A 10,030-nucleotide genomic window follows, 5' to 3' on the forward strand; every position below is an offset into this window, starting at 1 on the left:
CATGCGCCCGCGCATCCGGCCGGCGCGCTGGTCATGCGCCAGGGCGACGCGGATGCCAGGAGCATCGGGATTGGCAAGTGCGAGGTCGCCGTGGATTGGCGCAAGGCGCATCTGTTTGGCGCAGACGGCAGAGCAATTCCGCTCAAACGGGAACTTTAGGGTAGGGCCTAACCCCGCCGATGCAGGCGGGGTGTCAGTTACGGTCAACGCGAACGAACAGGCCGGCCGGCGGCGGTGGCGGCCAACCGGTGTGAGGGAGACGACTTTGGACTTTGAAAAATTGAAATCGCGCCTGGCGGGATGCTACGTGACGATACCAACGCCCTTCGAGGACAGCGCCGGCTTTCCGGTCAACCACGCCGCGATCAGGGCCTATGTCCGCTTCCTGATCGACAATGGCCTGACCACCGAATATGCCACGCTCCTGGCGGGCGGCGCGGCGGGCGACTTCTCGACCATGTCGTTCGAGGAGCGGGTCGGCGTCGCCGAAACGGTCGTCAAGGAAGCGCAGGGGCGTGTGCCTCTGGCCTTTGGCGGGCAGTCGACCAGCACGCTTGAACTGGTGCGGCTGGCGCAGGCGGCCCAGTCCATGGAGTTCGACTTCCTGCAGGTCTCGTGCCCCTATTACTTCACCCACACGGAGGCCGATTTCGAGGAGTTCGTCATGGCCGCGGCCAAGGCCGCGCCCCGCATCGGCATCATCGTCTACAACACGTTCTGGACCTCGACGAGCCTGTCGTTCGGCATGATCGATCGCCTGGCAAAGATCGACAATGTGGTCGGCCTGAAATGGGCGACGCCGCGCACCGACGCCATGGAATTCGAGGACGTCACCTCGCATTTCTCCAAGCGCTTCACGATCATCGACAACAATCTGTTCTTTCCATATTCGGCGATGCCGTCGTTGGGCGCGCAGGCCTTCGAGGTGCATCTTTGCAACTACTGGCCCGAATGGGGAATAAAGCTGATCGACGAGGTCAAGGCGCGGAACTACGCCGAGATCGCCCGCATGATGGTCGAGGAGGCCATGCCCTTCTACAAGCTTTGGGTGGCGATCGAGAAGGAGTTCACCAGCGGCGACGGATATCTCGACAAGCTGTGTATGGAATTGATCGGACTGCCTTCCAGCCGCTGTCGCCCGCCCACCCGCGACATACGCCAGAGCTATCGCGCCAAGTGCCTCGCGATGCTGCAGGCGGCAGGTGTGCCCCGGCTCGTGGCGCAATGACCCTGCTCGCGAAGTCCACCTGAGGCGCACCCCGCGGCATAGGTCCAACTGACCCGACTGGAGACGAACATGACCATGACCAGAGAAAGCGCCCATGAGATCGCTGGACGGCTCGCCCCGGACGGGCTGGCCTTCATCGACGGTCGTTTCGCGCCGGCTTCGGACGGCGCCACCTTCGAGACGATCAATCCTGCAACGGGCGGGGTGATAACGCATGTTGCGCATTGCGGCACCGCTGACGTCGACCGCGCCGTCAGGGCCGCCCGCAAGGCCTTCGACAGCGGGGTATGGTCCCGGGCTGCTCCCGAATACCGCAAGGAGGTGCTGCTCCGGCTGGCCGAGCTAGTGCGCACGAACCGTGACGAACTGGCCGTGCTGGAAAGCATCGACAGCGGCAAGACCATCACTGACTGTCTGCACGAAATCGGCCGCGAGGTGCCCAACTTTTTCCAATGGTACGGCGAGCTTGCCGACAAATCCTTTGGCAAGGTGGCCCCGACGGGAGAGAACGCCCTGGCGCTGATCGTCAAGGAACCCGCTGGCGTGGTCGGTCTCGTCCTGCCCTGGAATTTTCCGCTGCTCATGGCGGCGTGGAAGGCGGCCCCGGCACTGGCCGCGGGCTGTTCGGTGCTCATCAAGCCGGCCGAACAGACGCCGCTGTCGATACTGCGACTGGCGAAGCTGGCGCAGGAGGCGGGCCTGCCTGACGGCGTGCTCAACGTCTTGCCGGGACTGGGTGAAACAACGGGGCAGGCGATCGGCCGTCACCCCGATATCGACATCGTTTCATTCACCGGATCGACCGAAGTTGGCGGCTATTTCCTGCGCTATGCCGGCGAGAGCAACCTGAAGGTTGTCGGCCTGGAGATGGGCGGCAAGAGCCCCTTCATCATCCTTGACGATGCCGCGATCACCGACGACCTCATCGAGCACGCCGCGATGTCGGCGTTCTGGAACGGCGGACAGAACTGTTCGGCCAACATGCGCCAACTCGTGGTCAGACGCCTGGCGGAGGAGTTCGCGCATCGCGTCACGGCGCGCGCCCAGGCTTTCCGCGTCGGCGATCCGCTCGATCCCGCCACCAATATCGGCGCCATGGTGACGAAGGAACACCAGACCCGCGTGATGGGCTACATCGCTACCGGCGCGGCCGAGGGCGCCCGGCTGCTCACCGGTGGCGACACCAGCGGTCCGGGCTATTTCATCCAGCCAACCGTGTTTGCGGACATGACCCCAACGATGAGCATCGCACGCGAGGAGATCTTCGGTCCGGTCCTCGGCATCCTGCCGGTCGATGGCATGGAGGAAGCGCTGCGGATCGCCGGCGACACCGATTATGGTCTCCACGCGACCGTATTTACCCGCGACATAGACAGGGCAATCCACATGGCGCGACGGCTGCCCTGCGGCACGGTCTCGGTCAACGGATTTTCCGAAGGTGACGTCAAGACGCCCTTTGGCGGCTACAAGCGGTCCGGCTCGCTTGCCCGTGACAACGGCACGGAGGCCATGGATCAGTATCTGCAGACCAAGACGATCTGGATCGCCACCGCGCAGCCTGCGGTGCCTTGATGATGGATATCGCGGTGTGCGGCGCATTTGCCGACGAACAGATAGCGCGGCTGAAGCATGGTGTCGGCGACATTCCGGTGAGGTTGGTGGAGGCCGAAGCCAGTTGCGAATGTGCCATTGTTTTTGGCAACCCCGAACCTGAACAGGTCGCGGCAAATCCCAACTTGCGCTGGCTGCAACTGGAATCCGTCGGGTTTGGAGAATATGCGGGCCTGGACTGGAACCGGCGCCATGGTGAGACCCTGGTTACGAATCTTTCGGGTTTCTTCGCCGATCCGGTTGCCGAGTCGGCGCTTGCCGGCATTCTTGCGCTCTACCGGGGCATCGACAGTCTTGTCTTGCTGCAAGCCGAAAAACGCTGGCTGGGCGATCCACTGCGAACGGGGCTCAGGGTTCTGCGCGGCGCGCGCGTCGTTCTCCTTGGCTACGGCGCCATCAACCGGCGGCTGGCCGAGCTTCTTGCGCCCTTCGGCTGTTCGATCACGCCGATCACGCGAGGCAGCGGCGCCGACGCGCTCGACAGGGCGCTTGCCGATGCCGATCTCGTCGTGTGCACCGCGCCCGCCACGGCTGCCACTTCCGGCCTTTTCGATGCCGCGCGACTGGCTGGGCTCCCCGCCGGAGCGCTGTTCTGCAATTTCGGGCGCGGCTCGATCCTGGACGAAGACGCGCTTGCCGACATGCTCGAGCAAGGCCGGCTCGGCGGCGCCGTCATCGATGTCACCAGCAGCGAGCCGCTGCCTGCCGGACACAGGTTCTGGAATTGTCCGAACCTTATCCTTACGCAGCACACCGGCGGCGGCACGGTGGATGAGCTCGACCGCAAGATCGATGTCTTCCTGGCCAACCTCGCGCGCTTTCGCGCCGGCGCGCCGCTAGAGGGCATCGTGGACTTTTCACGAGGATATTGATGGCCAACATAACCAACATCCGCTGCGTCCTGTTGTCGTCGGCCTATGCCGATGCGGATGATCCCGAAATCAAGGAATGCTTCCCGAACGGACCCAAGCGAACCATCGGCATGGTGGAGGTGACGCTGGACAATGGCGTGACTGGGCTGGGCGAAGGCTATCTCGCCGTGTTCGCTCCGCTGGTGTTCCAGGCAATCGTGGACCTCTGCCGCCCGCAGGTGATGGGCCGCGACGGCTTTGACATCGATCGCCGGGTAAAGGATCTTCGCAGCCTGTGCGACTACTGGTCTCTCCAGGGTGCCGCCCGCCACGTCATCGCGGCCTTCGAGATCGCCTTGCAGGATGCCAAGGCGAAAAGCCTGGGCATCCCCGTCTACGCCCTGCTGGGCGGGGCGCAGGCCCAATCGATCCAGATCTACGGCTCGGGCGGCTGCTGCGACGCCAAGCATCAATTCCTGCGCGAAATGGACATGCTGGGCTCGCTCGGCATCGAGATATACAAGATCCGATCGGTCAAGCGCGATATCCTGCGCACGGCCTGGGTGCTGGAAGAGGCCGGTCGGCGCGGCATCAAGGTTGGCGTCGACATGTGCCAGAACCTGGCAGACCCGCCGCAGGCGGTCGAGGATGTGGTGGCTTTCGTCGAGGCCGTTCATGCTATCACCAGCCAGCGGATGGTGTTTGTCGAGGAGGCGCTGGGCCCCGACCAACCGGATGCGTTTCGCGAGCTGCGCGGCCGTATCGATGTGCCGGTCTGCGGCGGAGAGATCGTCACCACGCCGAAGGAGATGATCGAGCGCATCAACGCCGATGTCTATGATTTCGTCCAGCCCGATGCCTCGGTGATGGGTGGCATTTCGGCGGTCATGGATGTGTTTGAGGCAGCCAAGGCAAAAGGCACTGACGTGGTGGTGCACGCCTGGGGCGGTGCTGCTGCGATCATGGCGAGCTATCATGCCGCCTTTGCCGCCGGCGGCAAGCTCGTCGAGTATCCAATGCTCTATTTCCCGCTCGGCGCCGAGATGATCGGTGACCAGGGACGCATCGAGAATGGACGCCTGATACGCCCGACCGCACCTGGGCTGGGTCTGACCCTTACCCCCGACATGGAAGCGCGCTATCCCTTCGATGAGACAGCCGTCTATTCCTGCGTGCTGACCGACTGGGGTCCGCCGCCGGACAGCTACTGGCGGGATTGACCCGGCCGTTCTTACCCGCCCGGTTTCCTTCCGAAGGATCCGCCGCCTTCCGCGCGGCGGCGACATCGACCAGCCGGTCAATGCCGTCGTACGGAAATGTGCCAGGGTATGAGTAGGCGCTCCGCCAGCGTCACAAGGCCGAACAGCAGAAGGCCGAGCACCGTCAGGAAGAAGATGCCGGCAAAGGCGAGATCCGGCCGCATGTTGCCTGTGACGATCTGGATGTAAAACCCGAGGCCCTGGTCGCTGCCGATGAACTCGGCAATGGTGGCGCCCACGGTGGCGTTCACAGCGGCGTATTTGAAGCCGACGAAGCATTGCGGCAGGGCCGCCGGCAGGCGCACCTTCCAGAAAGTCCGCCAGACTCCGGCACCGGTGGAGCGGCAGAACCGCGTCAGCTCATCGCTCAGGGAACCGAACGCGTGGATGGCGTTGAGCGCTACGGGGAAGAAGCAGACCAGTACCACGATGATCACCTTCGGCAACAGGCCGAAGCCGAGCCATGAGATGAACAGCGGAGCGAAGGCGATCTTCGGCACCATTTCGAGACTGACGAAAAACGGATAGATCGTCCGCCGCAGCATCGGCGAGAAGGCGATCGCAAGTCCCATCGGCAGCCCGACGGCGATGGCCAGGAAATAGCCGAGGAAGGTCTCGATGCCGGTGATCCAGAAGTAATGCACGAGCCGGGGCACGTCCGCCCAGCCCTTGGCGACGATCTCCGAGGGCTTGGGCAGGATGTAAGCCGGGATGCCGAAGAGGTCGACCGACCATTCCCAGCACAGGAACAGGCCGACGAAGAAGGCGACGAATGGCCAGGAGCGTTCCAGCGAGGCCAAAAGGCGCAGCAGCAGCGCCGGAAGACGGCCCGCCACTGCGGATTTCTCAGATGACGCCATAGTCACGGAAAATCCCCTGGATGCGATGGACATGGCCGGTGAATTCGGGCGTGCTCTTGACGTCCAGATCGCGCGGCCAGGGCAGGTCGATATCGATGGCGCATTCGATCCGTCCCGGGCGCGGGGTGATCACGCAGACGGTTGAGGACAGCTGCACCGCCTCCTCGATCGAGTGGGTGACGAAGACCACGGTGGGCTTGCGTTTCATCCACAGCGTCTGCAGGTCGGCGCGAATACCCTCGCGCGTCATGGCGTCGAGCTTGCCGAGCGGCTCGTCGAGAAGCAGCGTATCTGGTTCGTGCACCAGCGCCTGGCAGAAGGCGGCGCGCTGCTGCATGCCGCCTGAGAGTTCATGCGGATGGCGTTTGGCAAAGTCCTCGAGCCGTACGGAGCGCAGCAATTCACTGATCCGTCCAGCATGGGCGCTGGGTTTCTGCCCGCGCATTTCCAGCTGAAGAGCAACATTTCCCTCCACCGTGCGCCAGGGCACCAACGTGTTGTCCTGGAACATGATGCCGATGTCGGTCCGCGGGCCGCTCACTTGCTTGCCGCCGACGAGGATTTCCCCCCGCGAGGGAGCGAGAAGGCCGGCTATCATCAGCAGCAAGGTGGATTTGCCGCAACCGGACGGACCGAGCAGCGACACGAACGAGCCGGAGGGGATGGTGAGGTCCGCCGGCCCGAAGGCGTACACCGCCTGCGGGCCGGAGCCGTAGGTCTTGGCAAGGGAACGCAGTTCAATTGTCGCAGCCATCGCGTTGAATGGATCCCGTCTTTCGAGCCCAAATCTAGGTCAAACAGCGCCCCGGCTCGCGAAGAAGCCCCGGGCCAGGGCGATCCGCCTATTTGGGCAGAAAGTCGTTGGTGTAGAAAGCGGTGGCCGCGTCCTTTGTCTCCAGCCCGTTATATTTCTTCATGAGATCGAGCATGTCGTTCCAGTCGGAGGGAACATTGAGGCCCAGCACCTTGTCCTTGTTGGCCTTGGAATAGAGGATGCCGAGCGTGACTTTCTCCACGGCGAGAGCCTGCTGCTTGCCGGCATCTTCGGCCATGCTGCCGCCGACGATATCGGCCATGGCATCTACGGCCGCCTGCGGATCGCTTTCAGCTGCCTTGTAGGACTTGATGGTGGCGCCGACGAAGCGCTTCACCAGGTCGGGATTGTCGGCCACCAGCTTCTTGGTGGTGGTGATGCAATAGCCGATCTGGTTCACGCCGAAATCGGAATAGGCGAAGGTCACTGGCGGCTTGCCGCCATTGGCGAGGATTTCCGCGGGCTTGTCGTCAAGGCCACCGAGGATGCCGACCGAGTCGCCCGCGCCCTGCAGGTAGCTCGACACGATGGCGCCATCCGGAACGTTGGTGATGGAGATGTCGGAGTCCGAGAGGCCGGCATTCTTGAGCACCAGCGGGAAGAATGTGTTCACGCCGGCATTGGCAGTGGTGAGGATCTTCTTGCCCTTGAGATCGGTGATCTTGCTCACGCCGGCATCGGGCCGCACGATGACGGCGTCCGTGCCCATCGCGTCGATCACCGCCACCGAGATCAGAGGCGCGCCCTTGGCCGCGAGATTGACCATGCTGGCGCAGGAGCCATAGGAGAAGGTGCTGTCGCCGTTGGCGACCAGCCGATGGGCGGACCCGGAGCCATTGCCGGAGCGGATATCGAGATCGATGCCGGCATCCTTGAAGAAGCCCTTGTCCTTGCCGAGCGCGAAGGCGGCGTGCGAGCCGTACCACATCCAGTTGAGGCGCAAGCGCACCTGATCTTGCGCATGTGCCGCGCCGGCGCCGGCAATTCCCGTTACCGCCAGCAACGCGATGGCGGTACGTTTCGTCCATTGTTGTAATCTGGTCATGACGTTCCCCTTTTATTTTGGATGGCAGTTTCTTTTTCTCACGCCGGCAGTCAGCCGGGGCGAGTCTTTCGCAAGTCCTGCAGGCTGGCGCGAACTCCCGGTGTGTGACTGGTTCCGGATTGGTGGGCGTACCGGACGTCCTCGCCGATCGGAGCGTCTTCCGCGTCGCTAACGGGCGCCGGCATCCTCACGCGGCAACCATGGAACTCTTCTTCGAAAATGGCGGTCCGCACGTGTGCTGTCTTCCCTTGAAGCGTCGGCGTCTGGTTGGCCGACAGGGTTCGCGGCGGAATACTTCCGCTGCGCCGATCTCCGCTTCGATGTCCGTTGGCTGCTCAACTCCCGCTGAACCGGAGACCACGGTGTCCGCTTCGCGTTTAGCCTCCATCATAGTTGGCACGATTGGCCCGGAAGAGTTGACTTTTCTGGACAGCGATTAGACATTCCTGGGCAAGCGCGCATTCGTGTGACGTTTTGAGATCGGCAAGCCATGGTGACCAACGGCGCTGAGGTGACGAACGGCGCAGGCCGGGCGGATACGCCGGCCTTCAACCTCATCATGCAGCCGGAATTTCCCTTGAATGCCCTTGTCCTCGCGAGCGAGGCGCTGCGCATTGCAAACCAGAACAGCGGCCGCGAGCTTTTCCGCTGGCGCTTCGTCTCCGAGGACGGCGCGCCGGTGCGGGCCAGCAATGGCATATGGATGTCGGCGGACGACAGCCTGCAGACCATGTCGCATGCCGACTACTACCTCGTCTTCGAGGGCAACTTGCCGACGCAGCGCAATTCCGCGTTGTTGCTGAACAAATTGCGTGCTGCCGCCCGGTTCGGCTCCACCGTCGGTGCCGTCGATACCGGTTCCTTCGCGCTCGCCCAGGCCGGTCTTGTCGACGACCGCCAGGTGGTGCTGCACTGGGAGGCCATACCTTCGTTCAAGGAGCGCTTCCCGGAGATCAAGGCAAGCAGCCAGATCTACTCTATCGAGAATCAGCGCATCACCTGCGCCGGAGGCATCGCAACGCTCGATTTGATGCTGGATATCATCAGCCGCCTGAAATCTCCCGCGCTTGCCAACGAGGTCGCCAATGCCCTGGTGCATGCGCCCCGCTCATCCGGCGCCGCGCAGCGGCTCGACGACCGTCCCAAGCTCGCCGTTCCGTCCCTGGCGGACCGCATCCTGGAACTGATGGAACGCCATCTCGACTTTCCACTGTCGCTTCCGGACATCGCCAACCGACTGGACGTGTCGCATAAGACAGTCCAGCGCGAATGCCTGCGCAGTTTCGAGACGACGCCGAAGCGGCTCTATCTGCGCATTCGCCTCCAGGCCTCGCGCAACATGCTTTTCTATGAGGAGTTCAGCATCAAGGATGTGGCCACGGCCTGCGGCTTCTCCTATCCCTCGGTGTTTTCGAGGACGTTCCTTGCCCAATTCGGCATATCTCCGCGCGCATTTCGCGACACGCTGCGTCGGGGCCAAAGCCAGACCTACCGGCCCGAGGTACGCAGGCTCTCAATCTGGCGTCCGCCTACGACCGAGGCCGCAGACCGCTCGGCGACGACGGGAGCATAGGGACTGCGGATTTGAGTGCAGCGTCGGTTTCATGCCGATGCATTGAACTTTCAGTCCGAACGGCTTGGCCGCCAGCGGGTTCCGTTTCGGTCGGCGCTCAGCCAAGCGCCTCGTGGCGCACCTTGGAACCAGCCGCCCGCGAGCGGCGAAAATCGCCTGGTGATTGGCCGACCCAGCGTCGGAAGGCGTGATTGAATGCGCTGACTTCGGAATAACCGAGCGAAAACGCGATCTCCCCAAGCGCCAGCGTCTCGTTCTCCAGGAGATTCAGCGCCAACGTCTTACGTACATCGCTTTGAAGCTCGGAGTAGTTCACGTCGGCATCCTTCAGACGACGCTGCAATGTCCGCACCGAGGTGCCTGTCGCCTTGGCGAGGTGCTCGATGCCGGTTTCGCCCTTGACCAGTAGGCGGGCGATCTCGCGCCGGAGCTGCTCGATCTCGCCGCGCTGTTCCGGCAAAGCGGCAAGCCGAAGATCGCCATAGTGGCGCATCAGGCTTTCGATCATGCCGTCGGCCGTCGCCATAGGCCGCCTGAGAAGGGCGGCGTCGAAACGGATGCCGGCCCAGGGATGGCCGGCTCGGACATTGTTGCCCATGATCTCCGTGCGGGTGCGTCGTTCCGCCGGCGTCTCGTCAGCCAATTGCGGCAGCAGAACCTCCTGGGGCGTCCAACGCGGATCGTCGAGCCCGACGCGCATGAGGTTGCACGCGAGGGCGATCGCCCAGTCGACTTTCTGCCGGTAGGCCATCATCAGCGGGTCGATATAGTAGGAATAGACGAACGCGA

At 63.3% G+C, this 10,030-nt stretch carries 9 protein-coding genes; 5 read left to right on the forward strand and 4 right to left on the reverse strand.

All coding sequences use genetic code 11. From position 1 onward, the window contains the following. The first annotated feature begins 307 nt into the window (after positions 1-307). The 4 genes from Q0L57_RS30570 to Q0L57_RS30585 all read left to right on the forward strand — a co-directional run bounded on the left by Q0L57_RS30570 (position 308) and on the right by Q0L57_RS30585 (position 4,910). The gene (locus Q0L57_RS30570; RefSeq protein ID WP_296746818.1) at positions 308-1,228 is read left to right on the forward strand and encodes a dihydrodipicolinate synthase family protein; all 921 of its coding nucleotides are present in this window, start codon (positions 308-310) and stop codon (positions 1,226-1,228) included. Between the two features lie 69 nt (positions 1,229-1,297). Then, positions 1,298-2,800 carry an aldehyde dehydrogenase gene (locus tag Q0L57_RS30575; RefSeq protein WP_296746819.1) on the forward strand — a complete coding sequence of 501 codons (1,503 nt, stop codon included), beginning with the start codon at positions 1,298-1,300 and terminating at the stop codon, positions 2,798-2,800. Then, positions 2,800-3,711 carry a D-2-hydroxyacid dehydrogenase gene (locus Q0L57_RS30580; protein ID WP_296746820.1) on the forward strand — a complete coding sequence of 304 codons (912 nt, stop codon included), beginning with the start codon at positions 2,800-2,802 and terminating at the stop codon, positions 3,709-3,711. Before Q0L57_RS30575 ends, Q0L57_RS30580 begins: the two co-directional genes overlap by 1 nt. After that, on the forward strand, positions 3,711-4,910 hold the full coding sequence (locus Q0L57_RS30585; RefSeq protein WP_296746821.1) for a mandelate racemase/muconate lactonizing enzyme family protein: 1,200 nt from the start codon (positions 3,711-3,713) through the stop codon (positions 4,908-4,910). The genes Q0L57_RS30580 and Q0L57_RS30585 overlap by 1 nt, the downstream gene beginning before the upstream one ends. A 77-nt stretch (positions 4,911-4,987) precedes the next feature. On the opposite strand, the gene Q0L57_RS30590 is transcribed toward Q0L57_RS30585, so the two are convergent. The 3 genes from Q0L57_RS30590 to Q0L57_RS30600 form a co-directional block, all read right to left on the reverse strand. Next, positions 4,988-5,785 carry an ABC transporter permease gene (locus Q0L57_RS30590; protein ID WP_296746822.1) on the reverse strand — a complete coding sequence of 266 codons (798 nt, stop codon included), beginning with the start codon at positions 5,783-5,785 and terminating at the stop codon, positions 4,988-4,990. A 10-nt stretch (positions 5,786-5,795) separates the two neighbouring features. Continuing rightward, the gene (locus Q0L57_RS30595; protein ID WP_296746823.1) at positions 5,796-6,563 is read right to left on the reverse strand and encodes an ABC transporter ATP-binding protein; all 768 of its coding nucleotides are present in this window, start codon (positions 6,561-6,563) and stop codon (positions 5,796-5,798) included. 88 nt (positions 6,564-6,651) lie between these two features. Further along, positions 6,652-7,668 (reverse strand): ABC transporter substrate-binding protein, encoded by a 1,017-nt coding sequence (locus Q0L57_RS30600; RefSeq protein ID WP_296746824.1) that lies wholly within the window; start codon positions 7,666-7,668, stop codon positions 6,652-6,654. A 490-nt stretch (positions 7,669-8,158) separates the two neighbouring features. Here Q0L57_RS30600 and Q0L57_RS30605 point away from each other — a divergent pair, with 490 nt between their 5' ends. After that, on the forward strand, positions 8,159-9,241 hold the full coding sequence (locus Q0L57_RS30605; RefSeq protein ID WP_296746825.1) for a helix-turn-helix domain-containing protein: 1,083 nt from the start codon (positions 8,159-8,161) through the stop codon (positions 9,239-9,241). Positions 9,242-9,338: 97 nt separating this feature from the next. On the opposite strand, the gene Q0L57_RS30610 is transcribed toward Q0L57_RS30605, so the two are convergent. Beyond that, a partial coding sequence (locus Q0L57_RS30610; RefSeq protein WP_296746826.1) for an AraC family transcriptional regulator occupies positions 9,339-10,030 on the reverse strand: 692 nt, incomplete at its 5' end.

Origin of the sequence: Mesorhizobium sp. (genome assembly GCF_024509055.1) — a bacterium.
Classification (GTDB): domain Bacteria; phylum Pseudomonadota; class Alphaproteobacteria; order Rhizobiales; family Rhizobiaceae; genus Mesorhizobium.

What these genes read in the sequence shown, in the direction of transcription:
- Q0L57_RS30575 (WP_296746819.1), top strand. Translation starts at nt 1,298, where the DNA reads ATGACCATGACCAGAGAAAGCGCCCATGAGATCGCTGGACGGCTCGCC.
- Q0L57_RS30580 (WP_296746820.1), top strand. Translation starts at nt 2,800, where the DNA reads ATGATGGATATCGCGGTGTGCGGCGCATTTGCCGACGAACAGATAGCG.
- Q0L57_RS30585 (WP_296746821.1), top strand. Translation starts at nt 3,711, where the DNA reads ATGGCCAACATAACCAACATCCGCTGCGTCCTGTTGTCGTCGGCCTAT.
- Q0L57_RS30595 (WP_296746823.1), bottom strand. Translation starts at nt 6,563, where the DNA reads ATGGCTGCGACAATTGAACTGCGTTCCCTTGCCAAGACCTACGGCTCC.
- Q0L57_RS30600 (WP_296746824.1), bottom strand. Translation starts at nt 7,668, where the DNA reads ATGACCAGATTACAACAATGGACGAAACGTACCGCCATCGCGTTGCTG.
- Q0L57_RS30605 (WP_296746825.1), top strand. Translation starts at nt 8,159, where the DNA reads ATGGTGACCAACGGCGCTGAGGTGACGAACGGCGCAGGCCGGGCGGAT.